Below are 26940 nucleotides of genomic sequence, written 5' to 3' on the forward strand. Positions count from 1 at the left end.
GTCGAGGACCGCGTCGATGGCCTCCTTCGCCATGATCTCGGCGGCGTCCTGGTCGACCAGGGAGTCGCCGCCCTTGATCGTGTCGAAGGTGTGCCACTCCCAGTTGTCCTCTTCGACGTTGGCCAGCGCGGCGCACATGCCGCCCTGGGCCGCGCCGGTGTGGGACCTGGTCGGGTACAGCTTGGTGAGCACCGCCGTGCGCGAACGCTGGCCGGCCTCGATCGCGGCACGCATGCCCGCGCCGCCCGCGCCGACGATGATGACGTCGTACTTGTGGAACTGCATGAGAAGTCCAGTTCTAGTTGGCGCTGATGTCCGGGTCGAAGGTGAAGATCACGTACGAGCCCAGCGCCAGGATCAGCACCATCGACACGTAGAGCATCATCTTCAGCCAGAAGCGGGTGCTGTCCTTGCGCGCGTAGTCGTTGATGACCGTGCGCAGGCCGTTGCCGCCGTGGATCTCGGCGAGCCACAGCATCGACAGGTCCCAGAACTGCCAGAACGGGCTCGACCAGCGGCCGGCGACGAAAGCGAAGTTGATGCGGTGCACGCCGTCGTCGAGGATGTTCATGATGAACAGGTGGCCGAGCACGAGGACCACCAGCGCCATGCCGGAGATCCGCATGAACAGCCAGCTGATCATCTCGAAGTTGCTGCGACGGGCGGCCGGTCGCCGCGGCGAGCGCGGCTTCTGCAATGACGGCGTCATGACCTGTGTCATCTTCAGTGCCCCCCGAACATCTCGGTCACCGTGCGCACCAACATGAAGTACGTCCCGGGGATCATCACGAGCACCCAGACGCCGAGGATCGTCCACAGCATCTGCTTCTGGTAGCGCGCGCCCTTCTCCCAGAAGTCGACGAGCATGACCCTGATCCCGTTGAGCGCGTGGTAGAGCACCGCGCCCACGAGACCGACCTCGATGAGGTTGACGATCGGGGTCTTGTACGTCTCGATGATCTCGTCGTACGCGTTGGGCGACACCCGCACGAGGGCGGTGTCGAGCACGTGCGCGAAGAGGAAGAAGAAGGTGAGCACCCCGGTGATCCGGTGCGCGACCCAAGACCACATCCCCGGGTCTCCCCGGTAGAGCGTCCCGGTGCGCCGGGACCCGCGCGCAGCCACCGTTGCGGTGGCGCTGGCCGAGTCGGACACGGTTGACGGCCTCCAGCGTCGCTGATGGGGACACCGTTCGCTGGAAGTCCACACCGAACGGGCCTTGACTAACCGGATGCTAGACCCGGATCGCGGAGCACACCCAACCCGCGAACGCTCTCTGTGACAGACGAGACACGGCCGCCGGAACGCACAAGGGCCGCCCGGGTGCGGTGAGGGAACACATTTCCGCACGCGCAGTGTGGACCCCCTATCACTGAGCGTGATCGTTCACAGTTAAGACAAACGATTGGGTCACGGCGAGCGCGCTTAGGTCGCGAGGGCCGTACCCAGGAGTACGGTCCTGCGAATAGCCATCGCGATCCGGCCATCCCGGGCGCGACCGTCTGGGAAGGAGAAAGCCTTGCGTCGACTGCGAGGAATTCGTCTCGCCGCGGGGCTGCTCGCGCTGGGCCTGGGCCTGGCCGCGTGCGGCTCGGAGACAACGCCCGGCACCGGCGGTGATACCACCAGTGGCACCGCCCCGAAGGCCTCCACCGTCAAGGTCGGACTGGCCTATGACATCGGTGGCCGCGGTGACCAGTCGTTCAACGACTCGGCGGCGCGTGGCCTGGACAAGGCCAAGGCCGACCTCGGCGTCGAGATCAAGGAACTCGAAGCCGCCGCGGGCGAGACCGAGGCTCAGAAGGAAGACCGGCTGATCCAGCTCGCCGAGGGTGGCTACAACACCATCCTGGCGATCGGCTTCGCCTACGAGGGCGCCGTGGCCAAGGTCGCGCCGACGTTCCCCGAGGTCAAGTTCGCGATCATCGACAGCGCCGCCCCCGAGGCCGCCAACGTGGCCAACCTGGTCTTCGCCGAGCACGAGGGTTCGTTCCTCGTCGGCGCGGCCGCGGCCATGAAGAGCACGACCGGCAAGGTCGGCTTCATCGGCGGCGTGAACGTCCCGCTGATCCAGAAGTTCGAGGTCGGCTTCACCGCGGGCGTCAAGGCCGTCAAGCCCGACGCCACTGTGGACGCCAAGTACCTGACCCAGCCGCCGGACTTCACCGGCTTCAACGACCCCGCCAAGGGTGAGACCGCCGCCAACGGCATGTTCGACGCCGGTGTCGACGTGGTCTACGCCGCCGCGGGCGGTTCCGGCAACGGCGCGTTCAAGGCCGCCAAGGCCAAGGGCAAGCTGGGCATCGGTGTCGACTCCGACCAGTACAACCTGCCGTCGCTCGCCGACGTCAAGGACGTGATCATCACCTCGATGGTCAAGCAGGTCGACGTCGCGGTGTTCGACTTCATCAAGTCGGTCAACGACAACACGTTCAAGGCGGGCAAGAAGGTCTACGACCTGAAGGCCGGTGGCATCGACTACTCCACCAGCGGTGGGAAGATCGACGACATCAAGGCCAAGCTCGACGAGTACAAGCAGAAGATCATCTCGGGCGAGATCAAGGTTCCGGACGCCAAGTAAGCCGGACACCGGCCGTGCCACGGGCCCGGGAGACCGCGACATCCGCGGCCCCGGGCCCGTCGGCACTCCACGTGAATCACCTCGATCGACAAGGAATCGACCGTGGCCCCACAGGACACCGGCGAGCCCGGCGGACACCCCGCCGTAGAGCTGACCGGAATCACCAAACGCTTCCCCGGCGTGATCGCCAACTCGGACGTGAACATCGCCGTCCGGCCGGGCACCGTGCACGCCCTTGTCGGCGAGAACGGCGCGGGGAAGTCCACCCTGATGAAGATCCTCTATGGGATGCAGCGCCCCGATGAGGGCACCATCTTCGTGGCCGGGAAGCCGGTCGGCTTCACCTCCCCGGCGGACGCCATCAAGGCGGGCATCGGCATGGTGCACCAGCACTTCATGCTGGCCGACAACCTCACCGTGCTGGAGAACGTCGTCCTCGGCGGCGAGCCGCGCTCGGGGCTCGGGCTGGACTTCGACACCGCCCGCCGCCGGATCCGCGAGATCTCCGACAACTACGGCCTCAACATCGACCCCGACGACCTGGTCGACGACCTCGGTGTCGGCGCCCGGCAGCGGGTCGAGATCCTCAAGGTCCTCTACCGCGGCGCCCGCAGCCTGATCCTCGACGAGCCGACCGCTGTCCTGGTCCCGCAGGAGGTCGACGAGCTGTTCGGCAACCTGCGCGAGCTCAAGGCCGAAGGCCTGACGATCCTGTTCATCTCGCACAAGCTCGACGAGGTCCTCGCCGTCGCCGACGAGATCACCGTCATGCGCCGCGGCACCACGGTCGCCAGCGTCCTGCCCAAGGACGTCACCGCGCGCAGGCTCGCCGAGCTGATGGTCGGCAGCGCGCTGCCCGTACCGGAGCTGCGTGAGTCCACGGTGACCGACCGGCCCGTGCTGGAGGCCCGCGGACTCACCGTGACCAGCGCCGACGGCCGCAAACTGCTCGACAACGTCTCCTTCACCATCCACGCGGGCGAGGTTCTCGGTATCGCGGGCGTGGAGGGCAACGGGCAGGCCGAGCTGGTCGAGACCCTGATGGGCATCCGCCAGCCCACCTCCGGTTCCGTGCACCTCGGGGGCAAGGACATCACCCGCACGTCGACCAAGCACCGCCGCGAGGCCGGGATGGGCTACATCCCCGAGGACCGGCACCGCCAAGGCGTGCTGCTCGAGGCGAGCCTGTGGGAGAACCGCGTCCTCGGCCACCAGACCCGCAAGCCCAACGCGCGTGGTCTGCTGCTCGACCGGCGCGGCGCGCGCGCCGACACCCAGCGCATCGTCGAGGAGTACGACGTCCGCACCCCGGGCATCGAGGTCAACGCCTCGGCGCTGTCGGGCGGCAACCAGCAGAAACTCATCGTCGGCCGTGAGATGAGCGGCAAGCCGGATGTCCTGATCGCCTCGCACCCGACCCGCGGTGTCGACGTCGGAGCGCAGGCCGCGATCTGGGACCACGTCCGCCGGGCCCGCGCCGAGCACCTCGCGGTGTTGCTGATCTCCGCCGATCTCGATGAGCTGATCGGCATGTCCGACACCCTGGCGGTGATCCTCCGCGGCGCGATCGTCGGGGACTACGACCCGGCCACGGTCACCCCGCAGGAACTCGGCTCCGCGATGACCGGCGCTGGGAGGGAAGGCTGATGGGCAGGTTCTCCACCCGCGCGATCGTGCTGGGACTGGCCGCGCCACTGGGCGCGCTCATCTTCTCCGCGCTGATCTGCGCCTTCATCCTCATCGTCACCGACCACTCGCCGATCGAGACGGTCGACGCCATGTCGGCCGCCGCCCAGCGGCCCCGGACCCTGGTCAACTCGCTCAACACCGCCACGACCTACTACCTGGCGGCGGTCGCGGTCGCGGTCGGCTTCAAGATGAAGCTGTTCAACATCGGTGTCGACGGGCAGTACCGGCTCGCCGCGATGCTGTCGGCGACGCTCGCGGGCGCGGCCTTCATGGACAGCCTCCCGTCGTTCCTGCGGATCACCATGACGATCCTCGCCGCGATGCTCGTCGGCGCCGCGTGGTCGGGCCTCGCCGCGCTGCTCAAGGTGACCCGCGGGGTCAGCGAGGTCATCTCGACGATCATGCTGAACGCGATCGCCACCTACCTGGTGTCCTATCTGCTCAACCCGGCCCGGTTGGCGCAGAACGTGCCGGGCAGCAACAACATCAGCACCCGCCCGATCACCGAGGGTGGCCGGGTCGACGGTCTGGTGGTCACCGGGTCGACATCGAAGATCTTCGCCCTGGTGTTCCTGGCCGTGGCTGTCGGCTTCCTCTACTGGTTCGTGCTGACGCGCACCCGCTTCGGCTTCGAGCTCAAGACGACGGGCCTGTCGGAGTCGGCGGCGGTCGCCAGCGGGGTCAGCGTCAAGAAGATGGTCGTCTACTCGATGCTCATCTCGGGTGCGGTGGCCGGCCTGGTCGGCATGCCGCAGCTGCTCGGCGCGTCCTACTCGTACTCGCTCGACTTCCCGGCGGGCATCGGGTTCACCGGCATCGCCGTGGCGCTGCTGGGCCGCAACCACCCGGTCGGCATGGCCGTCGCCGCGCTGCTGTGGGGCTTCCTCGACAACACCGCGAACTCGCTCGACGTCGCCGGTGTCCCGCGCGAGATCGTCCTGATCATGCAGGGCGTCATCGTGCTCTCCGTCGTGGTGGCCTACGAACTGATCCGCCGCTACCGGGTCCGCGCCGAGCAACGTGAAGTCGGCCGCGCCCTGGGCCGGACCAAGACGCTGGAAGAGGTGTCCTCATGAGCGCCGGGGGACTGACCGTCGGAATGGAGATCGCACCGGCCGTCAAGCGCGCGAAGCGCTTGTCGCCCATGGTGTACGTCCTCATCGCGGTGGGTGCGCTGCTGTTGCTGTCGCTGGTCCGGCTGCTCGCCGACGCACGCGACCTGACCTCCGCGGGCACGGTTCAGGCCGCGATCACCGCGGCCGTCCCGCTGGCCATGGCCGGTCTGGCCGGTCTGTGGTCCGAACGCGCGGGCGTGATCAACATCGGTCTCGAAGGCATGATGGTGCTCGGCACGTTCGGCGCCGGGTACGCGGGCTACCAGTGGGGTCCGTGGGCGGGCGTCGCGTTCGGCCTGATCCTCGGCGCCCTCGGCGGCCTGCTGCACGCGCTCGCCACGGTGACCTTCGGTGTCGACCACATCATCTCCGGTGTGGCGGTCAACCTGCTGGCACCGGCCGCGGCGCTGTTCCTGTCGAAGCTGTACTTCGCCAAGGCGCCGGGTGGCGGCCAGAAGCAGTCGCCCCGGGTCGAGGACGCCGCCAAGGTGTCGGTGCCGGGAATCGCCGATCCGCTGGTGCGCATCGAGGAAAAGGGATGGTTCTTCATCTCCGACCTCGCCGGAATCCTGCGCGGGCTGCTCACCGAGGTGTCGCTGCTGTCGGTGCTGGCGGTCGCGCTGATCGTCGGCACGGCCTACGTCCTGTGGCGCACGCCGTTCGGCCTGCGGCTGCGCTCCTGCGGCGAGGCCCCGATCGCGGCGGAGTCGCTCGGCGTCAACGTCTACAAGTACAAGTACTACGCCGTGGTCGCCTCCGGCGCGTTCGCCGGCCTGGGCGGCGCGTTCCTGGCGGTCAGCTCCGGCCAGTTCCGGGACGGGCAGACCGGTGGCCGCGGGTTCATCGGCCTCGCGGCGATGATCTTCGGCAACTGGCGGCCGGGGGGCCTTGCCACCGGCGCGGGCCTGTTCGGCTACACCGACGCGCTGGCCCTGCGCGGCTCGACGGCGGTCCACGCGCTGTTGCTGCTGCTGGGAATCGCCCTGATGTTCGTCGCGGTGATCCAGTACCGGGCGGGCCACCACGTCCTCTCCGGTGTCGCCGCGGCCCTGGGTGTGCTGTTCGGCTGGTGGTACTTCGTCAGCGAGCAGGTCCCGGCCGAACTCGTCGGCGCGGCGCCGTATGTGGTGACGCTGCTGGTCCTGGGCCTGGCGTCGCAACGGCTGCGCATCCCGCGCGCGATCGGCGAGGTCTACCGCCGGGGCGAGGGCAAATGATCGACTGGGACGCGCTTCGAGCCGAAGCCGTCCGCGCCGCCGCGTCGGCCTACTGCCCCTACTCGGGGCTGCGGGTCGGCGCGGCGGCGGTGGTCGACGACGGCCGGGTCGTCACCGGCTGCAACGTCGAGAACGCCGCTTACGGCGTCGGCCTGTGCGCGGAGTGCACGATGGCCGGGCAACTGCGCATGACCGGTGGCGGCCAGCTGGTCGCCGTGGCCTGCCGCAGCGGCACCGGCGAGTTGCTCATGCCGTGCGGCCGGTGCAGGCAGATCATCTTCGAGCTGGGCGGCCCGGACTGCCTGGTGGACACCCCAACCGGCCCGAAGCCGATGTCGGCGGTCCTGCCGGACGCGTTCGGGCCGGACCAGCTGCCCTAGCCCTTCTTCATGGTGACCACGATGACGTCGACCTGGCCCTGGTCGATCGCCACCGTGCCCGTGTAGCCCTTGCCCGCGAAGTCGATGCTGACGACCTCGTCCCCGGTGAGCTTCGAGGTGTTCTCCCGGACGACCTGGTACCTGGCGGGCGGCAGGGAGTTGCGGTAGTACCCGAGTGCCTTCTCCGGCAGCACCCCGCTGACCACCATCGACAGCTGCCCGTCACGGCTCGCGTCGGTGACCTTGCCGCCGGGCGGGACCGGGAAGTTCTGCGGCATGCCCGGTGGGGGCACGGCCGGAACCGACGTGGTCGTGACCGGCGCGCCATTCGGCGGCGGGGGTGGTGTCGTTCCGGTGCCGGAACTGCCCGCGGCCGGGTCGGATGACGAGGTAGTGGGCGCTGTGCCCGAGGTGGTGGCCGCGGGCGGCGGCTCCTGGGCTCCCGAGCAGCCGCTGAGTCCGATCACCGCGACGAGCGCGATGAGGGCTCGTGACATGGAATGTCCTTCCGTGCGAGCGGGCCGTGGGCGGGCCGGACCCCGCCCACGACCGCAGGTCACTTGGTGATCGTGACGGTGACGTGGTCGCCGTCGAGCGCGACCTTGCCCTTGCCCGCGCTGCCCTCGAACGACACCGCCGTCGGCTCATCCGCGGTGATCTTGTAGCCGGCGCCTGGCAGGGCCTTGCGGTAGAAGGACAGGACCTTATCCGCACCCTCTCCCGTCACCGTGAACGAGCCATCCGTGCCGACCGCCGACACCTTCGCGCCGCTGGGGACCGGGAAGTCCTTCGGGGCGCCCTTGGGCAGCTCGGGGAGGACCAGCGGCGGCTCGGGCTCGGCGGCGGGCACCGATGAGGGCGCCGGGGCGCCGGTGGCCACGGTCCCGACCGAGCCGGAGGAGGGAGCAGGCTCCGAGGGTGCCTCGGCGGCCTTCGAGTTCGACGGGGCCTGCTCGGCCGGGGTCTCGCCGCTGCAGGCGGCGGTCGCGAGCCCGAGGCACAGCAGTGCCGCGGCCAAGCCGATCCGGTTGTTCTTCATCTTGACGATCTCCATGCAGGGTGTGGGAGTGGGAACCAGGTCGAACGGGCCACCGGATTTCGGCGACCCCGCTCCCCGGCGGTTCCCTTCCATCGAGACCGGAGAGTGTGGCCGAGGATACGGTTGACGAAGTATCGAGAATGTGGAGGCCTGTCGGTGGAACGGTTCAGTGCGGTCGACGTCATCCGGGCCAAGCGCGACGGCGCCCGGCTCAGCGACGACCAGATCGACTGGGTGATCGACGCCTACACCCGCGGCGCGGTCGCCGACGAGCAGATGTCCGCCCTGGCCATGGCCGTTTTCCTCAACGGAATGAACACCGAGGAGACCGCCCGCTGGACCGCGGCGATGGTCGACTCGGGGGAGACACTGACCCTGCACACCGACCGGCCAACTGTGGATAAGCACTCCACCGGCGGGGTCGGCGACAAGATCACGCTGCCGTTGGCGCCGCTGGTAGCGGCCTGTGGGGCGGCTGTTCCGCAGCTGTCCGGCCGCGGCCTCGGGCACACGGGCGGCACGCTCGACAAGCTCGAGTCGATTCCCGGCTGGCGCGCGCGCCTGACGACCGAGGAGATCCTGGCCCAGCTCCGTGACGTCGGCGCGGTGGTCTGCGCGGCTACCGAGGGTCTCGCCCCGGCCGACCGCAAGCTCTACGCCCTGCGCGACGTCACCGGCACGGTCGAGTCGATTCCGCTGATCGCCAGCTCGATCATGAGCAAGAAGATCGCCGAGGGAGCCGACGCCCTGGTCCTGGACGTCAAGTTCGGCTCCGGCGCCTTCATGAAGACCGCCGACGACGCCCGTGCGCTCGCGAAGGCGCTGGTGGGCATCGGCGTGTCGCGGGGGCTGAAGATCTCGGCGCTGATCACCGACATGTCCATCCCGCTCGGCCGCGCCGTGGGCAACGCCGTCGAGGTCGCCGAGTCGATCGAGGTCCTGCGGGGCGACGGTCCGGCGGACGTCGTGGAGCTGACTTTGGTGCTCGCTCGGGAGATGCTCGACCTCGCCGGTCTGTCCGATGTGGACCCCGGTCGGATGCTGGCCTCCGGTGAGGCGTACGAGACGTGGGCGCGGATGATCCGCGCGCAGGGCGGCGACCCTGAGGCCCCGCTGCCCCAGCCGAAGCACGTGCACGTGGTCAAGGCCGACCGCGACGGGGTCGTGACGAAGCTCGACGCCTACGCCGTGGGCGTCGCAGCCTGGCGGCTGGGCGCGGGCCGGGCGCGCAAGGAAGACCCGGTGCAGGCCGCCGCCGGAATCCTCTGCCACGCCAAGCCGGGCGAGTCGGTGCGGGTAGGGGATCCGGTGCTGGAACTGCGAACCGACACCCCGGACGCCGTCGCCGCCGCACTGTCCACTTTGGAAGGCTCGTACGAGATCGGCGACACCGCCCCGGAGATCGGGCCGCTCATCCTGGAGACGCTTCGCCCTTGACGGCGATCATTATGTGCCTACAAACGGTCTAGTACGTGCTGCGCCGTTCGGGTGACTGTTCGTAACGCCATGGTTTCTTGAGTCGACGCTCTGAGGGACGTTCTTTCAAGGAACGAGGGAGTAGTCATGCTGCCTGACGACGGTGTCAAACTGAGCCTGACCGAGAACGCTTCCCGAAGGACGAAGGTCGGCCTTTTCAGTCATTCGGCGAGCAGTCACATGCCGAGCTTGAGAGCGCACTCGGCGAGGGAGTGACCATCTTTGGCTTCGCGCGGCTGATTGTCATCGACAAGGAAACCGAGCGAGTCATACCCACAGCCAACAGCGAGTCGATCGTCGCGTTCGGGTGCGGGTCCGATCATCACATTCACGTGTACGTCGGCATCCACGATGACGCGTCCGGCACGTCACACCTGGTGCACGACATAAGCCTTGCGAACACTCACTGTTGAGCTCGGTCCACCCGCCTACTCGGCTCCGGCGGTCGGCCCGTTCGTCCTGGATTCGCTTCTCCTTTGATTGGGAGTAGCGCGGCGATGCGGTCGAGGCCGGAGTCGAATTCGGCGGGTTGGTCGTCGTCGGTGTCGAAGATGTCTGAGGGTCGGTTCGGGGTGGGTGTTCGGGTGGATCAGCTTGCGGAGGACGGCGGCGGAGTCGGGCATGGTCTGCTTGCCTGAGCGCGCGACGACACGGCCCGGCGATCGGTTCGCTCATTCTGGAGACGCTTCGCCCCTAGCCGGAAGCAGGGCGGCGACGCCGTCGAGGATGCGGTCGAGCCCGAAGTCGAACTCCGCGGAGTGGTCGTCGTCGGCGTCGAAGATGCCTGATTCCACGACCGCGGTCAGCTCGGGGAAGGTGCTCGGGTCGATCAGCTTGCGGATGACGGCGGCATAGTCGGGCATGATCTGCTCGCCCGGCGGCGCGACGATCTGGATCGCGAGCGTCGCGGCGTTGCGGGAGTAGCCGGTCACCAGCAGGATCGCCGACATCTTCGCGCCCGAATCCAACCCGGTGCGCGACAGTGACTTCAGCCCGCTCTCGAGCCAGCCGAGCTGGTTCGGCGTCACGGGCGGGCCGGTGATCGGCACCTGGACCAGCCATGGACGGGTGATCAGCGCCATGAACTCCGCCTGCGCCCAGCGGGTCAATCCCGCGCGCCAGTCGTCGGGCACCGGTTCGGGCGGGGGGCCGAAGCCCGCGTCGACCATCAGGGTCAGGAGCTCGTCCTTCGCCGTCACGTAGCGGTAGAGCGACATCGCGCTGGAGCCGAGTTCCTTCGCGACGCGGCCCATCGACAGCGCGTCGAGCCCCTCGGTGTCCGCGACCGCGATCGCCGCCGCGACGATGCGGTCCAGGGTCAGGCCCGGTTTGGGGCCGCGACTGGGCCGCTCGCTCAGTCCCCACGCCGCCTCGATGCTCCGGGGCAAGCCGGTGCTCGTCTGCTCCGCCATGTCCTCCGCTTTCCGGTCGGGGTTGACTCCACATCCTAGTTCTGCGTATAACTTACGCAGAAGCGCGTATGACATACGCAGTTAGAGGGGGGCCCATGAACGACAAGCTCACAGCCGGACGAAGGGAATGGATCGGGCTCGCGGTGCTCGTCCTGCCGTGCCTGCTGGTCTCGATGGACGTCAGCGTCCTGTTCTACGCCCTGCCCTTCATCAGCGCGGATCTCGGCCCGACGGCTACCCAGCAGCTCTGGATCATGGACGCGTACGGGTTCGTGCTCGCCGGCCTGCTGATCACCATGGGTGCCGTCGGCGACCGGATCGGCCGCCGCAAACTTCTCCTGATCGGCGCGGCGGCCTTCGGCGTGGCGTCGGTGACGGCGGCCTACTCGAACTCGGCGGAGCTGCTGATCCTCACCCGCGGACTCCTCGGCCTGGCGGGCGCGACCCTCATGCCGTCCACGCTGGCCCTGATCCGCAACATGTTCCACGACGCCGCGCAGCGCAAGACCGCCATGGCCGTGTGGACCGCGGGCCTGACCATGGGCGCCACCATCGGCCCGATCGTCGGCGGCTTCCTGCTCGACCACTTCTGGTGGGGCTCGGCGTTCCTGATCAACGTCCCGGCGATGGTCCTGCTGCTCGTCGTGGGCCCGCTGCTGCTCCCGGAGTTCCGCGCCCCGGAGTCCGGCCGGTTCGACCTGGCGGGCGCGGGCATGTCGCTCGTGGCCATGATCGCGGTGATCTACGGCATCAAGCAGCTCGCCGTCGACGGCCCCGCAGCGGACTCGATCGCCGCCCTGGTCGTCGGCTTGGCGCTGGGTGCCGCGTTCGTCCACCGGCAGCGCACCACCGCGAACCCACTGGTCGACGTCTCGTTGTTCAGGAACCGGACTTTCAGCGGTGCGGTCGTGGTCAGCGTGGTGAGCATGTTCTGCTTCATGGGGATCACCATGTTCACCAACCAGTACCTGCAGCTGGTGCTCGGCCTGCGCCCGTTCACCGCGGCGCTGTGGTCGCTCGCGGTGATGCCGGGGGTGATGGTGTGCATGACCGTCTCGGGGATGCTCGCCAACAAGGTGCGGGTGTCGGTGCTGGTCACGTCCGGCCTTGTGGTGCTCGCCGCGGCGTTCGTCGTCCTCAGTCAGGTCCGTGCGGACACGCCCCCGTGGCTGGTGCTGGTCGGCGCGGGCCTTGTCGCCTCCGGGGTGCTGATGACGGTGTCCCTGCTGGCGGACCTGATCCTCACCGCCGCCCCCGCCGAACAGGCAGGCGCCGCGTCAGCGGTCTCCGAGACCGGCAGCGAACTGGGTGCAGCCTTGGGCATGGCCATCCTCGGCAGCGTCGGCGCCGCGATCTACCACGCTGACATGGCAGGACAGGTGGGTTCGCTACCCGCGGATCTTGCCCGGATCGCCCAGGAGACGTTGGGTGGAGCGGTTGCGTCAGGCGACCCCACGGTGATCACGGCGGCGCGGGTCGCCTTCACCGAGGGCTTCACGGTGACCGCGATCTTCGGCGCCGTCGTGGTCGCCTTGACGGCGGTTTTCGCCTACCGGGCCCTGCGGCACGTGCCGGTTGCGGCGAAGAAGGCGGAAGCTGTTTCGGTGTGAACGAACAAGGCCCACCTCTGACGAGGTGGGCCTTGTCGTGTCTCGGAACCTAGGCGCCCGCGGCGATGTCGGTGTCCTCCGAGTTGTCGTCACGCACCTTGTCGGCCGACTTGGGGCCCTTGCCGTTGGTGCGGCGGCGGTTTCCCTGGCGCGGCAGCGCGGTGGGCGGGGGCGGGCTGGGGGTGCCGCCGCCCATCATCAGCTCGGCGAACGTGGCCATGGCCTCGTCCAGGTGACCGCCGATGCGGCGGACCGACTCCTCGTTGGTCTTCTTCATCATCGACTCGACCGACGTGTTGTCCGGCTGGTTCGACAGAGTGCCCTCGACCTTGGTGAGGCTCTGCTGGATGGACCCACGCAGCTCGTTGAGGCGGGCGGTGAAGCCGTCCTCGACGGTGTCCAGGCGGGTGGCCATGTCGTCCAGGTTCGCCGTGACCTTCTCCAGGCGCTGCGCGAGCGCCTCCAGGCGGTCGCTTGCGTCCACGGTCTCCTTGGTCTCCCGCAGCGCCTCCTGCAGGGCCAGGGTGGCCTCCTCCAGCTTGAGCGCGACAGCGTCGCGGGACTCGCCGAGGGAGGTGCCCAGTTCGAGGCGGGTGTTGTCGAGCTGCTGGACGCTGGTGTCGAGCTTGCCGTGCAGCGAGTCCGAGGTCTCGGTGAAGCGGCCGTGCAGCGCCTCGGTGGACGCCGCCAGCTTGCCCTGCAGCGCGGTCGCGGACTCCGTGACCTTGCCGATCACCGTCGACGACGTCTCGGTGACCTTGCCTTCGATGACCTGAGCCGACTCCGCGACCTTGCCCTCGACCGACGCCGAGGTCTCGGCGACCTTGTCGTGCAGCGACGTGGACGTCTCGGCGAGCTGCGCCTGCAGCGACGCGGAGGTCTCGACCAGCTTGCCCTCCAGCGACGAGGACGTCTCCAGCAGCGCGGTCTGCAGCGAGTCCGTGGACTCGGCCAGCTTGCCCTGGACGGCGTCGGTCGACTCGGTGACCTTGCCGTGAAGCGAGGTCGAAGCCTCGGCCAACTTCCCGTGCAGCGACGAGGAGGTCTCGGCCAGCTTGCCCTGCAGTGACTGCGAGGTTTCGGTGACCTTGCCGGTCAGCGCGGTCGCGGTCTCCGCGACCTTGCCCGTCACGGCGTCGGTCGACACGGTGATCTTCGTCTGCACCGCGTCGGACGTCTCGGCGACGACCCGCGCGAGGATGTCCTTGGTGCCGTCGAGGTGCTCGTGCACACCCTCGTCGACCTCGTCGAGGCGGCCGCGCAGCGCGGTCTCCATGAGCTCGATGCGCTCGCGCACCGGGGTGGTCGCCAGGGACGGGACCTGGTCGATCTTGCCGTCCTGCTTGTCCAGGTGGTGGTCGAGCTCGTCGATGCGGCGGTGGATGTTGGAGAGCTTGTCCTCCAGCCCATCCATCCGGCCCGCGACACCCTCGAACCGCCCGGACATGCCGTCGAGACGGCCGTCGAGCTGGGCGAACGGGGTGGCGAGCTTGTCGACGATGCTGTCGACCGCGCGGCCGATGGCCGCGATCGCGTTGTCCTGAGATTCCAGCTTCGACATCGCCGCGTCCAGCCGGTCGGCCAGCACTGCGACCTCAGTGCGGTCCGGCATCTCGGACAGGCGCTTGCGCACCGACCCGATGGATTCCAGCGGCGACAGCCTGGCATGGATCTCATCCAGGGCGTCGAAGATCTGCTGCTGTTCGCTCTCACGGATCTCGGCCGCGCGCGTGAGCATGTTGCGCATCCGGTCGAACGACACCGTGGGGTTCGTGCTCTCGTTCACGGAGGTGACCTTCGTCCTGGGGAGGGGAGATGCAGACGACTGTGGGGAGCCTAGCCAGTCCCAAAAGGCGTCCATACACCACCCGTTGCTAGTTCGTCGGTCCAGACACGGACGATTGGACCGTTCGGCGTACGGCCGCGTTGCTTGCTTCGCGACCGGGCCGAACCATACGTGACCGGTCGGCTACCCGATCGGGTGAGGGCTCAATGTGAGTACCGTGTCTGCATGTCGAACCATGTCCAATCACCGGTGACCCCGGAGGCCATCCGCACCGCTCCCAAGGTCCTGCTGCACGACCACCTCGACGGCGGCCTGCGACCGGGCACGGTTATTGATCTTGCCGAGGCCAACGGCTATTCCGATCTCCCGACCACCGACGTCGACGCCCTCGGCACCTGGTTCCGCGACGCCGCCGACTCTGGCTCGCTGGTCCGCTACCTGGAGACGTTCGCGCACACGTGCGGTGTAATGCAGGACGAAGCGGCACTCGTCCGGGTGGCAGCCGAATGTGCGGAGGACCTTGCCGCCGACGGCGTCGTCTACGCCGAAGTCCGTTACGCCCCGGAGCTTTTCACCGAGCGCGGCATGGAACTCGACGCGATCGTGGAGGCCGTGCAGGCCGGGTTCCGCGAGGGCGAGCGCCGGGCCGCCGCAGCGGGCCGCACGATCCGCGTCGGGACGCTGCTGTGCGCCATGCGCCAGAACGCCCGGTCGCTGGAGATCGCCGAACTCGCCGTGCGCTACCGCGACGCGGGCGTCGTCGGGTTCGACATCGCCGGCCCGGAGGCGGGCTTCCCGCCCACCCGCAACCTCGACGCCTTCGAGTACCTGCGCCAGCAGAACGCGCACTTCACCATCCACGCCGGCGAGGCGTTCGGCCTTCCGTCCATTTGGGAGGCCATCCAGCACTGCGGCGCCGAGCGGCTCGGGCACGGTGTGCGGATCGTCGACGACATCAAGGTATCCGCCGACGGGTCCGTCCACCTTGGACGGCTGGCGTCCTATGTGCGCGATCGCCGGATCCCGCTGGAGATGTGCCCGTCGTCGAACCTGCAGACCGGTGCGGCGACCTCGATCGGCGAGCACCCGATCGGCCTGCTCACCTCGCTGCGCTTCCGGGTCACGGTCAACACCGACAACCGGCTCATGAGCGGCTGCTCCATGTCGAGCGAGATGGCGGCGCTGGTCGAGGCCTTCGACTACGGCTGGTCGGACCTGCAGTGGTTCACGATCAACGCGATGAAGTCCGCGTTCATCGGCTTCGAAGAACGCCTCGACATCATCAACAACGTCATCAAGCCCGGCTACGCCCGCCTCATGTAAGCGCGAGTCCAACGTTCAAAACAGCGAGTCCAACGTTCAAAACAATGAGTCCGACACTCGCGACAGTCGCGAATGTCGGACTCATTGTTTTGAACGTTGGACTCGCGGGTTAGTGGGTGTTGAGGCGGTCCTCGAAGTCCTGGACCAGCTTGTTCCAGGTCGCGGATTCCTTGTCGAACGGCGCGCTCGGCGCCATCCGGGTCGGGTCCGGGGCCAGGATGAAGCTGACCAGCCAGCCCAGCGCCTCGGACTGGTTGAGCGCCTCGCCGACCGCCTCGTCGCCCGCCCAGTCGGCGGTGTCGGTGAGCAGCTCCACCGCGAGGTCGAGCTGGACCGGGTCGACCGCGTCGACGCCCTCGGCGAGGTCGTCGCCCAGGCCCTGCAGCACGTAGGTGTTGTCGGTCTCGACCTCGAGGTCGAGGCTGCCGTCGGTCGCCTTCGCGGCCACCGCGTCCCACGTGGAGACCTCGGCGATGTCGTTGTCCGAGTGGTCGCCGTTGGCCAGGAACTTGGCCAGCCCGCGCGCCGACGTCGCCACGTCGATCTTGCCGTCGGAGCCCAGGAAGATCGGCTCGTCGTCGAGGTAGCAGCGCAGCGTGTAGTACTCGGACCCGTCGGTGATGATCTTGATCGGGTCGATGCCGACCTCGGACCAGAACGTCGGGGGAGCCTCTTCCGCGGCCTCGTCGGTCGCCTCGGCGTCGACCGGCTCGATGTCGTCGTCCTCGGCGGCGGTCTCAGCGGCCTCCGCGTGGAACGCGACCAGTTCCTCGGCGCTCTTCTCCAGCGCGGCCTCGTCGACGTCCGGCGCGGTGACGACCGAGTCGAGCGCGTCGAGGACCTCGTCCCAGCGCTCGGCGATCGTCTCGGCCAGGTCGGTCCAGAGGCGCTCGCCGTCGCGGCCGGTGAACGGGAAGGTGCCCTGGTCGAGCACGGCGAACCCATCGGCGGAGTTGAGGACCTCGTGCACCTCGTCGAGCTCGCACACGTCCGCGAGCGAGCGCACGATCGCGACGATGTCGGCGAGCTCGCCGACCGTCCACGTGTCCGGCTCCTCAGCGGCCAGCTCCGGCACGCCCACCAGGTCGTACTGGTGTGCCTCGTCGGGCATCAGCTCGGCCACCGACAGCGCGGGCACCAGGTGCCACGCCGGGTGGTCGGACAGGTCGTGCTCTTCGGTGGTGCGGACGAAAGCCGCGAGGTGGGCGGCGTCGGGGAAGGCGTAGAGATCTTCCTCGTGCCCGAGGAACGCCTCCCACTCCTCACCGTCTTCCCGCCAGCGCGGCGCCCACAGCGTGACAACGTCACCCTGCGGCAGCCCGAGCTCGATCGGGACGATGTCCTGGGCCATTGGAGGTCCTCCTGGTCGCGCAGCCATCGGCGTACGTTCGGGGTGCGTCGGGCAGCCTACGGGGTCGGATCAACGATCCGAACGTAGGGATGACAGGTCGAAGGACAGCGGGTCGTCCGGGTCGAACCCGTCGTCGTCGACCGGTTCCGCCTTGGCCGGGCCGTTGGCGACCCGTTCGTCGCGGCGGCGCTGGAACTCCTCGGCGGTGATGCCGCCGGCCTGCGGGTTTCGTGCGGGGGCGGAGCGGCCGGAGATCAACTCGATGGCGTAGGTCATGTTGTCGCCAAGAATGGGCCCGAGCTTGTTGTAGCCGGCCTGGGTCGCCTGGTCCATCGCGGCCTGCGCGACCATCACGATGAGCCTGCCGAGTTGGTCGGCGCCCCAGCGCACGGCGTCCTGCCGCAGCCACAGCTCCAGCAGCTTGCCGCGGCCGTCGACGGTGACCCGGACGCTCTGGTGGTTGTCGTATGCGGTGCCGCGGACACCCGCGAGGACGGTGTCGATGTTCGCCATCGCCTCTTGGCGGGCGCGCCCGTCCTCGATCAGCTGCTTGGTGCTGCGCCGGATCGGTTCCCGCTCGGTCATCGGACCCGTCGCCGCTGCTGGTGCCCGAGCGGGGTGTCGAAGGCCTCGTCGTCGTCCTCGTCGTCGGGTTCGTAGCCCAGCGACGTCAGGTGCTTCTCGCCCTCGGGACCCAGGACCGGGGCGAGCGCGGCGTGCATGTTCGCGCCCGCGCGCCGGGTGGCCCGCTCGGCCAGCGCCATGATCTGCGCGGCCAGGGCGTCAGCCCCGCTCGACAGCGCCGCGGGCGTCAGCTTGACCTCGGACAGCAGCCCGCCCGGGCGGACCTCCACGATGATCGCGCCGTCGCCGCTGACGGCCTGTCCGGTGACCGGGCCGATCCGCTGGGCGCGCTGCTCGGTCTGCTCGACGCGGCGGACCACCGTGTCGAGTTCATGATCGATGTCGATCTCCACTGGCTCAGTCTGCCCGATTCTCAGCCTGTCGGCCGGTAGAACCCGACGAACGGCATGCCCGAGTTGGTCGTGCGCAGCGGGCCGACCTGCACCGGGTCGCCCGCCTCGACGATCTGCCCGTTGCCGATGTACATCGCGACGTGTCCCTCCCAGCAGACCAGGTCGCCGGGGAGCAACTGGTCGGCGGACGGGACCTCGGCGCCGATGTCCTGCTCCCGCGACGTTCGCGGGATCTCGAGGCCGCCTTCCCCATAGGCGTACTGGGTCAGGCCGCTGCAGTCGAGGCCCGAGCCCGGCGACGTGCCGCCCCAGACGTACGGGACGCCGAGTTGGCTCAGCGCGGCGCGCACGGCCTTCGCGGCGGTCTCGTTGGGGGCCATGACCGAGCTGCCGTCGGGCAGGTTGACCTGAACACCCGTGCCCGGCTGCGGCGGGATGGCCATCGGCAGCCTGCGCTTGGTCGCGACCCCGCCACCTCCGCCTCCGCCGCCGTCTCCTCCACCACCGCCACCGCCTCCACCCCCGCCGCCCTGGCGGTCGTTGTAGGCGGTCGGGGTCTCCGCGCTCGACGCGGACGTCGAGCCCGCGCCGCCGGTCAGCTTGGTGACGACGCCGGTCAGCTGGGTCATCACGGTGTCGAGGTTCGTCGACGTGTCACCGGTCAGCTGGGCGGCGTAGCGGGCCAGCTCGGTGAGCTTCTGCTGCGCGCCGGCCGGGTCGCCCGCCTGGCGCAGCGCCGCGGCGGCCTGCAGCAGCTCGGCGGCCTTGCGGTTGAAGTCGTCGATCTGGTCCTGGTTGAGCTTCTGGCCGACCTTGAGGATGTCGCTGGCCTCGCGGACCGCGGTCTGCACCTCGGCGCTGTAGGAGCTCAGCTCGGCGCCGGTATTGGCCTGCGCGGCGGCGTCGGACTCGTGGCGCAGGCTGGCCTGGCCGGTCCAGCCCTCACGCAGCGTCGTGGCCTGGCGGGAGGCGTCGTAGCCGACGGTGTCGAGGGATCCGCTCAGGGTCGCGTGGGCGCCGCCGATCTGGTCGATCGCGGCGTCGTTGGTGGCCAGGTGGCGCTGGGCGGTCGCGGCGGGCTGGATCATCGGTTCCAGCAGGTCGCGCACGGGGGCGGTCACGTGATGTCACCCGCCGCGCGGCGCAGCCTGGCGGCCGCGTCGTCCTCGGTGCCCTGCAGGTTGGTCCAGGTGTTGCGGACGGCGTCGGCGGTGCCGCCCATGCTGTCGGCCAGCCCGTTCACCCGCTTGAGCTGGCGCTGCGTGGCGTCGCGGATGGCCTGGCTGAGGCCCACCTCGCCGCCGATGATGGAGAACGCGTCGTCGCCGAACTCCCCGTGCGGTGTGAGGCCGCCCGCGACGCTCCTGAGCTGCTCGGCGAGCGGGTTCACCCCCGCCGTGTAACTCGCGAACGCGTCCTCTTCGCCGCGGTAGCCCCCGACGTCCGACTCGGTCATGTCGCCCCCTTGTATCGACAGTGGGACGCACGTCCCGCCCGGTTCGCTCCCTCGATCCCGAATCAGGTTATGACAACCCGCCGACTGGCATGTGTGATTGCGCGCAAGTTGTCCACAGCGCACCCTGAACGGGGGACAATCGCAGGTAGAACCGGTATTCTTGGACAGGAACCAACGCCGAGCGGACTGGAGGCCAGAGTGGCGGACGTGCACGACGTCGCAGCCGCGATCCTGGCGGAGACCGGTCCGGATTCCCCGATGCGCCTGCAGAAGCTTCTCTACTACGTCCAGGGCTGGCACCTGGCGATGACCGGCGAACCGATTTTCCCGGACCGCATTGAGGCGTGGCGGGCGGGGCCGGTGGTGCCCGAGGTCTACAAGCGCCACGAGGGCAAGCGCGAGGTCGCGAAGTGGGACGAGGGCGACCCGGACAGGCTCGACGACGACCGCCGGGAGACCGTCCGATGGGTCGTTGCCCGCTACGCCGGGTTCGACCGCCATCAGCTCAGCTCGATGACCCACGACGAAGAGCCGTGGCGCAAGGCGCGCGCTGGCTTGCCGGAGGAAGCACCGAGTTCGGCGCCGCTGTCAGAACAGGTCATGACAGCGTACTTCCGCCGCTTGACCTGTGACTCGGAGACCGCCATCGCCCAGGCCGTAGCCAACGCGCGGCTCGAAGGCATGGAGGTCTCGGCTGAAGCCATCGAGTACGCGCGGGCGGTCGGCCGCGGTGCGCTGACAACCGATGAAGCCGTGCGACTGCGGATCAAGGAACTACTCGGTCGGTGACCCAGAGCGACCCCTACACCGATCCCGCGACCGGTGTTCTGTTCAACCTCTTCGATCTTGCCGATCCTGTGGCGCTCGCCGAAGTCGAGCGCGACATTACATTCCTTCGCGATGGAGATCTGCGGCGCACGCCGCTGCCAGGAAAGTTCGACCTCAATCACCTAAGCGCATACCACCGGCACCTCTTCGGCGATATCTACTCGTGGGCGGGCGTGCCGCGGCGCGTCAACATCGCAAAACCAGGGGCGTTCTTCGCCAGCTGGCTGCACGTTGAGCAGGCGCTGCACGACCTGTTCGCCAAGCTCCGCAAGGAGAATCTGCTCGTCGGGCTCGACCGGACCGCGTTCGTGACCCGATTCACCCATTACTTCATCGAGGTCAACGTCGCGCACCCCTTCCGGGAGGGCAACGGTCGCACCCAGCGGGCGTTCTTCCGCCACCTTGCGGCTCACGGGGGCTGGGCCCTCGACATCACGACTCTGGTGGGCAACCACTACATCGAGGCGTGCAATGGTGGGATGCTCGGCGAGCCGGGCCCACTCGCCGAGCTGTTCGACACCGCGCTTGTTCCGCTGTCCTAGACGCCCATCGGGTGCCACACGGTCTTTGTCTCCAGCATCGCCCGCAGCCTACGAATATCAGGCTGCTTCGCCCAGTCCTCATCGCCTGCCCGCAGCACCCGCTTGACCGTCCCCGACGCCGACGCCTCAAGGTCCGCGCGTAGCTCGTCCTGGGCGCCGGTCAGGTCCAGGGCGTTGACGTCGGCGTGCGACGCCAACCACGGGGCCAGCTCGGCCGTATGGCCGGTCAGCAGGTTCACCACACCACCCGGCACGTCCGAGGTCGCCAGGACCTCCGAGAGCGTGATCGCGGGCAGCGGGCGGTCCTGGCTGGTCACCACGACGGCCGTGCAGCCAGTCGCGATCACCGGGGCGATCACGCTGATCAGGCCCAGCAGCGACGACTTCTCCGGCGCCAGCACCCCCACCACACCGGTCGGTTCCGGCACGGAGAACGAGAAGTACGGCCCGGCGACCGGGTTCGACGCGCCCAGGACTGTGGCGATCTTGTCGGTCCAGCCCGCGTACCAGACCCAGCGGTCGATCGCGGCGTCCACAATGGACACGGCCTTCTTCGCCTGGATGCCCTCGCTCGCCGAGACCTCGGCGATGAACTGGTCGCGTCGACCCTCCAGCAGCTCCGCGACCCGGTACAGCACTTGGCCCCGGTTGTACGCGGTCGCGCCCGACCACTTGCCAAAAGCCTTGCGGGCAGCCACAACCGCCTCGCGAACATCCTTTCGGGACGCCTGCGCCGCGTTGGCAAGGAACTTGCCGCGCGAGTCCGTCACCGGGTACGTGCGGCCCGACTCCGAGCGCGGGAAAGCGCCGCCCAGGTACAGCTTGTACGTCTTGGCAACGCTGAGTCGCTCAGACATCTAGGTACGCCTCCAGACCCGTGCGGCCACCCTCGCGGCCGAAGCCCGACTCCTGGTACCCGCCGAACGGCGCGGTCGGGTCGAAGCGGTTGAACGTGTTGGCCCACACCACACCGGCGCGCAACTGGTTGGCCGCCCACAGGATCCGGGAGCCCTTCTCGGTCCAGATGCCCGCAGACAGCCCGTATGGCGTGTTGTTCGCCTTGGCGATGGCCTCGTCCGGTGTGCGAAAGGTCAGGACCGACAGGACCGGGCCGAAGATCTCCTCGCGGGCGATCCGCATGGCCTGGCTGACTCCGGCGAACACGGTGGGGGCGAAGAAGAAACCCTTGTCCGGCAGCGGACACGCCGACGTCCAGCGCACCGCGCCCTCGGCCTCTCCGGTCGCCACCAGGTCCTGGATCTTGGTGGGCTGGTCGCGCGAGTTGATCGCGCCGACGTCGGTGTTCTTGTCCAGGGGGTCGCCGATGCGCAGCGTGGAGACGCGCTTGTGCAGCTTCTCCAACAGTTCCTCGGCGATCGACTCCTGCACCAGCAGTCGGGAACCCGCGCAGCACACGTGGCCCTGGTTGAAGAAGATCCCGTTGACGATCCCCTCGACGGCCTGGTCGAGCGGCGCGTCGTCGAAGACGATGTTGGCCGCCTTGCCGCCGAGCTCGAGGGTGAGCTTCTTTCCCGTGCCCGCCAACGACTTCTGGATGATCTTGCCGACCTCGGTGGACCCAGTGAAGGCGATCTTGTTGACCCCCGGGTGGTTCACCAGCTCAGCACCGACGTCGCCCGCGCCGGGCAGGATGTTCACCACTCCCGGCGGCAACTCGGCCTGCTGGATGATCTCCGCGAGCACCAGCGCGGTCAGCGGCGTCGTCTCCGCCGGCTTGAGCACCACGGTGTTTCCGCAGGCCAGCGCCGGTGCGATCTTCCACGCGGCCATCAGCAGCGGGAAGTTCCACGGGATGACTTGGCCCGCGACCCCCAGCGGGCGCGGGTTCGGGCCGTAGCCCGCGTAGTCCAGTTTGTCGGCCCAACCCGCGTGGTAGAAGAAGTGCGCGGCGGCCGTGGGCACGTCGACGTCACGCGACTCGCGGATCGGCTTGCCGTTGTCGAGGCTCTCCAACACCGCCAGCTCACGCGAGCGCTCGGCCATCATCCGCGCGATGCGGAAGATGTACTTGGCGCGCTCGGCGCCCGACATCGGCCCCCACACCTTGTCCTGCGCGCGTTTCGCGGCCTTCACCGCACGGTCCACATCGGACGCGCTCGCGGTGCTGACCTCGGCGAGGACTTCCTCGGTCGCCGGGTTGATCGTCTTGAGCGGCTCGCCGGAGCCCTCGACGAACTCGCCGTCGAGGAACATCCGGTAGCTCGGCTTGAGGTTCGCGATCGCCCGCGACTCCGGCGCGGGCGCGTAGTCCCAGGTCATCTCAGTCCACCGTCACATAGTCGGGGCCGCTGTAGAAGCCGTCGAGCTGCGTCCGGCGCTGCATGAGCAGGTCGTTGAGCAGGCTGGAGGCGCCGAAGCGGAACAGGTGCGGGTCGAGCCACTGCGGCCCGGCGACTTCCTGGACCGCCACGAGGTAGCGGATGGCGTCCTTCGTGGTGCGGATGCCGCCTGCGGGTTTGACCCCGCGCAGCTCACCGGTCGCGGCGTGCCAGTCGTGCACGGCCTGCAGCATCACGTGGGTCACCGGCAGCGTGGCGGCGGGGGACACCTTGCCGGTGGAGGTCTTGATGAAGTCGCCGCCCGCGAGCAGCGCCAGCCACGACGCGCGGCGCACGTTGTCGTAGGTGGCGAGTTCCCCGGTCTCCAGGATGACCTTGAGATGCGCGTCCCCGCAGGCGCGCTTGATGGTCCTGATCTCGTCGAAGACCTGCCCGTACCTGCCGGACAGGAACGCACCCCGGTCGATCACCATGTCGATCTCGGTGGCGCCCGCCTCGACGGCGTACTCGGTGTCGGCGATCTTGATCCGCAGACTCGACCGCCCGGACGGGAACGCCGTCGCGACGCTTGCGACCCCGACCCCGGTGCCCTCGACCTCGGCGACAGCCGTCTCCACCATGTCCGGATACACACAGACCGCGGCGACGTGCGGCACCTCGGGCCGCTCCGGCTCGGGCCTGCGCGCCTTCGCGCACAGCGTCCGCACCTTGCCCGCCGTGTCCGCCCCTTCCAGGGTGGTCAGGTCGACCATGGAGATCGCCATGTCGATGGCCCACATCTTGCTGGCCTTCTTGATACTGCGCGTCGCCAACCCCGCGGCCCGCTGCTCGACACCCACCTGGTCCACCCCGGGCAACCCGTGCAGGAACCTGCGCAACGAGGTCTCGTCGCGGGTGGCGTCGGCGAACTCGGGGGGTGCCCCGGACGTCGTCGTCGTGGATGCGGCCATACCCACGAGTCTAGGCCGCGTCCCGACCCGTCCGCCCTCTCCGTCCGGGTGCCGTCGGCGGTGGGCGAAATCAGGGGTGCGTGATCTTGACCGGCGTTAATGTGGCCGCATGAGTGAGCACCTGACGGCCGTGCCGTTCGGCGAGACCGGCACCCTGCCCCCGTTCGTCGAGTGGGCGACCTTCCCGTTCACCGGCGACCTGCTGGTCAAGCCGTTCGAGCCCCCGGTGCTCCCCGAGCCCGCGCGTGGCGGTGCGGGCGGCGTCGACTGCGGAGCCTGCGACAAACCGGACGAGGATTTCCTCTGGAGCGACGACCACTGGCGAGTCGGCTCCACCCCCGAACCGAGCGGCTTGCCCGCGGTGCTGTTCCTGTTCCCGCGCGAGCACTACGACCTGGTCGACCTGCCACCCGCCCTGGCCGCGTCCTACGGCCCGATGATCCAGCGGGTCGAGCGCGCCTACCTGTCGCTGGGCGGCATCGCCCGCGTCCACCAGAACAAGTGGGGCGACGGCGCGGAGCACCTGCACCTGTGGTTCTTCGGTCGCCCCGAGGGGATGCTCCAGTTCCGCGGATCCTTCCTCACCATGTGGGACGACGTCCTACCGCCGATCCCCACCGCCCAATGGCACGACAACCTCCACCGCATCGCCGCTTCGCTCGCCGAGGGTGGAGGCACGGCACATGTCTGAGACGTGCTTGTCGTTCCGCGAATTCATCGAGCGCGAATGATCACCCGCGAATTCTCGATGCACGAGGATGCCGGCGGCATCATCCGGTTGTGCCAGGTGTTGGCCACGGTTCCGGCCAATACCTGGCGGTGGTCAATGCTGGATTACGAAGGTTGCCGGGCGGACAGCCGTACGAGCAGTTCGTGAGCTCGGTCCGCGACGGTGGCTACCCGTTCGATTGGCCCGCTCTGACCGCGTTCGCGGCGGATCTGGGGCAGACCATTGATTGCTTGGTCGCAGCGGTTCACACCTGGGACGGCGTCGCACTTGACCGGGTTATGGCCGGTGACTACGAGCAATGCCTTGTGCCCGTGCCTGCCCTTGCGCCGACGCGGCGGCTTGACGTCCACGCCGCCCCACATGGCGAAGCCGGTGATGCGGACGACCGGGGAGCCGGGTAACCCGGACGTCGTCGTCATGGATGCGGCCATACCCGCGAGTCTGGGCCGCCCTCACCACCCACCGCGTCGTCCAGGGAACAAGACACCCAGGGCGGGCGACTACTCGTACGGGTGTGACTTGGCTCTCCGAAATGTCCCGGATGCGAGCGCTTGGTGACAACGGCGCTGGTGAACGAGCAGATCAACAGTGGAACCGATTACTCTCCGACATTCGTCCATTCAGCCCATGTCCGTAACCGGCGCGATTTGGCAGAGTCCCGCCGGTCAGTCGGGGACTGGACACTGGGGATTTTGTGATTGCGACGGGTCTAACGCCGCGTATGCGCGCGTCAATTTTCGGTTCTCTGCTGGTGATAGGCGCTTCGCTAGTCGTTCCCGGCGTGGCTTCGGCCTCGCCGTCGGTGGTGGGAGCGCAGCCGGTGGTCGCGCTTGACACTGAGACGGCTCAGGCGCAGGCCCGCCTGCTGAACAAGCAGGTCAAGGTCACGGCCAAGACAACCGAATCCTCGGAGACCTGGGCGAACCCGGACGGGACGCTGACCTCGGAGATCGCCTCCGGCCCGGTGCGGGTCAAGCAGGGTGACGACTGGAATCCGGTCGACCTCACGCTGGTGAAGCAGCCGGACGGAACCGTGCGGGCGAAGGCCCATCCACGCAATCTTGTGCTCAGTGCCGCAAGCGGGCCCGGGACCGAGGACCTCGCGTCTGTGTCGAGCCCTCACGGGATGCTCGCCCTGCAGTGGCCCGGATCCCTGCCGGACCCGATGCTCAACGGCGACACCGCGACCTACGCCGAGGTGGAGCCAGGTGTCGACCTTCAGGTGAAGGCGACGTTGGCCGGATTCCAGCAACTGCTGGTGGTCAAGCGCAAGCCGACGAAGGCGATGAAGGCCACTCTGCCCCTGCGCGTCGAGGGCATGGAGGTGCGCACCGAAGCCAGCGGGCACATCGCGCTGCTGGACAAGTCCGGCCGGGTCGTCGGAGGTATTCCGGCTGCGGAGATGTGGGATTCGCGCAAGGATTCGACAACAGGTGATCGGGTCAAGCACGTCAAGGCCAAGCAACTGACGGTGAAACGCGCTGGTCCGCAGCAGAGCGGTGTGGACATCACCGTGGAACCCGCGGACGCGTTCTTCGACGACCCTGGACTCGTCTATCCGGTGAGCATCGACCCGAGCCCCGATCTTGGCACCTCGTTCGACACGTGGGTCCAGGAGGGCTCGACGCTGCAGAAGTCGGCATCGACCGAACTTCGGATGGGCGTGACGGGGAGTGCCGAGACGCGCGCCTATATGCATTTCGACATGAGCCCGATCAAGGGAACCACCGTCACCGCCAGCACCCTGCGCCTGTGGGCCTTCCACTCGTACTCGTGCAGCGCCCGGAACTGGACGGTTTACAGCACTCCCCTCGTCGCCTGGGACGTCACCTGGGCTACCAAGCCCGCGCCGTGGAACGAGTGGGTCACCACCAGCGAAACCATGGGCTATGACTCCAGTTGCGCCGCAGACTCGACCAAGACCGACATCCAGAGGTTGGCGCAGACCTGGGCGGACCAGAAATTCGGCATGGCGGGCGTCATGATCAGGGCGACCGATGAAACCGATGCCCTCGCGTGGAAGAAATTCAACTCGTCCGAAGCGGGCCTCGGCCCAATACCAGGAACTTTAGGTTCGGGTGAGGATGGTCACGACTGTGGGTGGTGGGCCTGTCAGGTGTTTGTCGATGGGTTTCTTCGATGGGAACGGGGTGCGCTGTGTGCGGCGGACCACGCGTG

27 protein-coding genes and 1 pseudogene are annotated in these 26940 nt (G+C 68.5%); 12 read left to right on the forward strand and 16 right to left on the reverse strand.

Translation table 11 applies throughout. The features are described from left to right. The 3 genes from ACRDSQ_RS32445 to sdhC form a co-directional block, all read right to left on the reverse strand. Positions 1-285 (reverse strand): FAD-binding protein (locus ACRDSQ_RS32445; RefSeq protein WP_431426450.1); only part of this gene is annotated, 285 nt, incomplete at its 3' end. Between the two features lie 13 nt (positions 286-298). After that, on the reverse strand, positions 299-721 hold the full coding sequence (locus ACRDSQ_RS32450; RefSeq protein WP_431426452.1) for a succinate dehydrogenase hydrophobic membrane anchor subunit: 423 nt from the start codon (positions 719-721) through the stop codon (positions 299-301). Positions 722-723: 2 nt separating this feature from the next. Beyond that, the gene (gene sdhC / locus ACRDSQ_RS32455) at positions 724-1155 is read right to left on the reverse strand and encodes a succinate dehydrogenase, cytochrome b556 subunit (RefSeq protein ID WP_176926862.1); all 432 of its coding nucleotides are present in this window, start codon (positions 1153-1155) and stop codon (positions 724-726) included. Between the two features lie 364 nt (positions 1156-1519). On the opposite strand from sdhC, the gene ACRDSQ_RS32460 reads away from it, so the two are divergent. From ACRDSQ_RS32460 to ACRDSQ_RS32480, 5 genes are all read left to right on the forward strand, one after another. Continuing rightward, positions 1520-2581, forward strand: a complete 1062-nt coding sequence (locus ACRDSQ_RS32460; protein ID WP_431426454.1) for a BMP family lipoprotein — start codon at positions 1520-1522, stop codon at positions 2579-2581. A gap of 102 nt (positions 2582-2683) precedes the next feature. Beyond that, positions 2684-4228, forward strand: coding sequence for an ABC transporter ATP-binding protein (locus tag ACRDSQ_RS32465; RefSeq protein ID WP_431426455.1), 1545 nt, complete (start codon positions 2684-2686; stop codon positions 4226-4228). After that, the gene (locus ACRDSQ_RS32470) at positions 4228-5346 is read left to right on the forward strand and encodes an ABC transporter permease (RefSeq protein ID WP_431426457.1); all 1119 of its coding nucleotides are present in this window, start codon (positions 4228-4230) and stop codon (positions 5344-5346) included. The genes ACRDSQ_RS32465 and ACRDSQ_RS32470 overlap by 1 nt, the downstream gene beginning before the upstream one ends. Continuing rightward, entirely contained in the window at positions 5343-6602 is a 1260-nt protein-coding gene (locus tag ACRDSQ_RS32475; protein ID WP_431426459.1) for an ABC transporter permease, read from the forward strand. The genes ACRDSQ_RS32470 and ACRDSQ_RS32475 overlap by 4 nt, the downstream gene beginning before the upstream one ends. Continuing rightward, positions 6599-6982, forward strand: a complete 384-nt coding sequence (locus tag ACRDSQ_RS32480; RefSeq protein WP_431426461.1) for a cytidine deaminase — start codon at positions 6599-6601, stop codon at positions 6980-6982. The genes ACRDSQ_RS32475 and ACRDSQ_RS32480 overlap by 4 nt, the downstream gene beginning before the upstream one ends. Here ACRDSQ_RS32480 and ACRDSQ_RS32485 read toward each other — a convergent pair. Further along, complete coding sequence (locus tag ACRDSQ_RS32485; RefSeq protein WP_431426463.1) at positions 6979-7479, reverse strand: hypothetical protein; 501 nt, start codon at positions 7477-7479, stop codon at positions 6979-6981. The two genes, ACRDSQ_RS32480 and ACRDSQ_RS32485, sit on opposite strands and share 4 nt — an antisense overlap. 59 nt (positions 7480-7538) lie before the next feature. Next, positions 7539-8036, reverse strand: a complete 498-nt coding sequence (locus tag ACRDSQ_RS32490; RefSeq protein WP_431426464.1) for a hypothetical protein — start codon at positions 8034-8036, stop codon at positions 7539-7541. Between the two features lie 141 nt (positions 8037-8177). Here ACRDSQ_RS32490 and ACRDSQ_RS32495 point away from each other — a divergent pair, with 141 nt between their 5' ends. Beyond that, entirely contained in the window at positions 8178-9458 is a 1281-nt protein-coding gene (locus ACRDSQ_RS32495; RefSeq protein ID WP_431426465.1) for a thymidine phosphorylase, read from the forward strand. A 710-nt stretch (positions 9459-10168) separates the two neighbouring features. Here ACRDSQ_RS32495 and ACRDSQ_RS32500 read toward each other — a convergent pair. Beyond that, positions 10169-10909, reverse strand: coding sequence for a TetR/AcrR family transcriptional regulator (locus tag ACRDSQ_RS32500; protein ID WP_431426466.1), 741 nt, complete (start codon positions 10907-10909; stop codon positions 10169-10171). 95 nt (positions 10910-11004) lie between these two features. On the opposite strand from ACRDSQ_RS32500, the gene ACRDSQ_RS32505 reads away from it, so the two are divergent. Next, the gene (locus ACRDSQ_RS32505) at positions 11005-12519 is read left to right on the forward strand and encodes an MFS transporter (RefSeq protein WP_431426468.1); all 1515 of its coding nucleotides are present in this window, start codon (positions 11005-11007) and stop codon (positions 12517-12519) included. A 1186-nt stretch (positions 12520-13705) separates the two neighbouring features. On the opposite strand, the pseudogene ACRDSQ_RS32510 reads toward ACRDSQ_RS32505, so the two are convergent. Then, positions 13706-14266, reverse strand: a pseudogene (locus ACRDSQ_RS32510) (hypothetical protein); the annotation flags it as partial. A 264-nt stretch (positions 14267-14530) separates the two neighbouring features. Here ACRDSQ_RS32510 and ACRDSQ_RS32515 point away from each other — a divergent pair. Next, complete coding sequence (locus ACRDSQ_RS32515) at positions 14531-15628, forward strand: adenosine deaminase (RefSeq protein WP_431426470.1); 1098 nt, start codon at positions 14531-14533, stop codon at positions 15626-15628. Positions 15629-15737: 109 nt separating this feature from the next. Here the strand turns inward: ACRDSQ_RS32515 and ACRDSQ_RS32520 are convergent, their stop codons facing one another. From ACRDSQ_RS32520 to ACRDSQ_RS32540, 5 genes are all read right to left on the reverse strand, one after another. Further along, on the reverse strand, positions 15738-16979 hold the full coding sequence (locus ACRDSQ_RS32520; protein WP_431426472.1) for a primosomal protein: 1242 nt from the start codon (positions 16977-16979) through the stop codon (positions 15738-15740). 69 nt (positions 16980-17048) lie between these two features. After that, positions 17049-17564: a YbaB/EbfC family nucleoid-associated protein gene (locus tag ACRDSQ_RS32525; protein ID WP_431426474.1), complete on the reverse strand. Its 516-nt coding sequence runs from the start codon at positions 17562-17564 to the stop codon at positions 17049-17051. Continuing rightward, positions 17561-17956: a YbaB/EbfC family nucleoid-associated protein gene (locus ACRDSQ_RS32530; RefSeq protein ID WP_431426476.1), complete on the reverse strand. Its 396-nt coding sequence runs from the start codon at positions 17954-17956 to the stop codon at positions 17561-17563. The genes ACRDSQ_RS32525 and ACRDSQ_RS32530 overlap by 4 nt, the downstream gene beginning before the upstream one ends. A gap of 20 nt (positions 17957-17976) precedes the next feature. Continuing rightward, a complete protein-coding gene (locus ACRDSQ_RS32535) occupies positions 17977-19077 on the reverse strand; it encodes a C40 family peptidase (RefSeq protein ID WP_431426478.1) in 1101 nt (366 codons plus the stop codon). Next, a complete protein-coding gene (locus ACRDSQ_RS32540; protein ID WP_431426480.1) occupies positions 19074-19412 on the reverse strand; it encodes a hypothetical protein in 339 nt (112 codons plus the stop codon). The genes ACRDSQ_RS32535 and ACRDSQ_RS32540 overlap by 4 nt, the downstream gene beginning before the upstream one ends. Before the next feature lie 207 nt (positions 19413-19619). Between ACRDSQ_RS32540 and ACRDSQ_RS32545 the strand changes: the two genes are divergently transcribed. Together ACRDSQ_RS32545 and ACRDSQ_RS32550 are read left to right on the forward strand one after the other, a co-directional pair. Beyond that, entirely contained in the window at positions 19620-20201 is a 582-nt protein-coding gene (locus tag ACRDSQ_RS32545; RefSeq protein WP_431426481.1) for a type II toxin-antitoxin system antitoxin SocA domain-containing protein, read from the forward strand. Further along, the gene (locus tag ACRDSQ_RS32550; RefSeq protein WP_431426482.1) at positions 20198-20782 is read left to right on the forward strand and encodes a Fic/DOC family protein; all 585 of its coding nucleotides are present in this window, start codon (positions 20198-20200) and stop codon (positions 20780-20782) included. The genes ACRDSQ_RS32545 and ACRDSQ_RS32550 overlap by 4 nt, the downstream gene beginning before the upstream one ends. Here the strand turns inward: ACRDSQ_RS32550 and ACRDSQ_RS32555 are convergent. Genes ACRDSQ_RS32555 through deoC form a run of 3 tightly spaced genes read right to left on the reverse strand, consistent with a single transcriptional unit; the run spans position 20779 to position 24032 of the window. Then, positions 20779-21639: an aldehyde dehydrogenase family protein gene (locus ACRDSQ_RS32555; protein ID WP_431426483.1), complete on the reverse strand. Its 861-nt coding sequence runs from the start codon at positions 21637-21639 to the stop codon at positions 20779-20781. The two genes, ACRDSQ_RS32550 and ACRDSQ_RS32555, sit on opposite strands and share 4 nt — an antisense overlap. Continuing rightward, a complete protein-coding gene (locus ACRDSQ_RS32560) occupies positions 21632-23062 on the reverse strand; it encodes an aldehyde dehydrogenase family protein (protein ID WP_431426484.1) in 1431 nt (476 codons plus the stop codon). The genes ACRDSQ_RS32555 and ACRDSQ_RS32560 overlap by 8 nt, the downstream gene beginning before the upstream one ends. Before the next feature lies 1 nt (position 23063). Next, positions 23064-24032 carry a deoxyribose-phosphate aldolase gene (gene deoC, locus ACRDSQ_RS32565; RefSeq protein ID WP_431426485.1) on the reverse strand — a complete coding sequence of 323 codons (969 nt, stop codon included), beginning with the start codon at positions 24030-24032 and terminating at the stop codon, positions 23064-23066. A gap of 109 nt (positions 24033-24141) precedes the next feature. Here deoC and ACRDSQ_RS32570 point away from each other — a divergent pair, with 109 nt between their 5' ends. Continuing rightward, on the forward strand, positions 24142-24723 hold the full coding sequence (locus tag ACRDSQ_RS32570) for a hypothetical protein (protein WP_431426487.1): 582 nt from the start codon (positions 24142-24144) through the stop codon (positions 24721-24723). A 143-nt stretch (positions 24724-24866) separates the two neighbouring features. Here ACRDSQ_RS32570 and ACRDSQ_RS32575 read toward each other — a convergent pair whose 3' ends face one another. Continuing rightward, on the reverse strand, positions 24867-25193 hold the full coding sequence (locus tag ACRDSQ_RS32575; protein ID WP_431426489.1) for a hypothetical protein: 327 nt from the start codon (positions 25191-25193) through the stop codon (positions 24867-24869). 263 nt (positions 25194-25456) lie between these two features. Here ACRDSQ_RS32575 and ACRDSQ_RS32580 point away from each other — a divergent pair. Further along, positions 25457-26940: DNRLRE domain-containing protein (locus ACRDSQ_RS32580; protein ID WP_431426490.1), on the forward strand; the 1484-nt coding region annotated here is incomplete at its 3' end.

This window comes from Actinokineospora sp. (assembly GCF_050699995.1).
Taxonomy (GTDB): Bacteria; Actinomycetota; Actinomycetes; order Mycobacteriales; family Pseudonocardiaceae; genus Actinokineospora.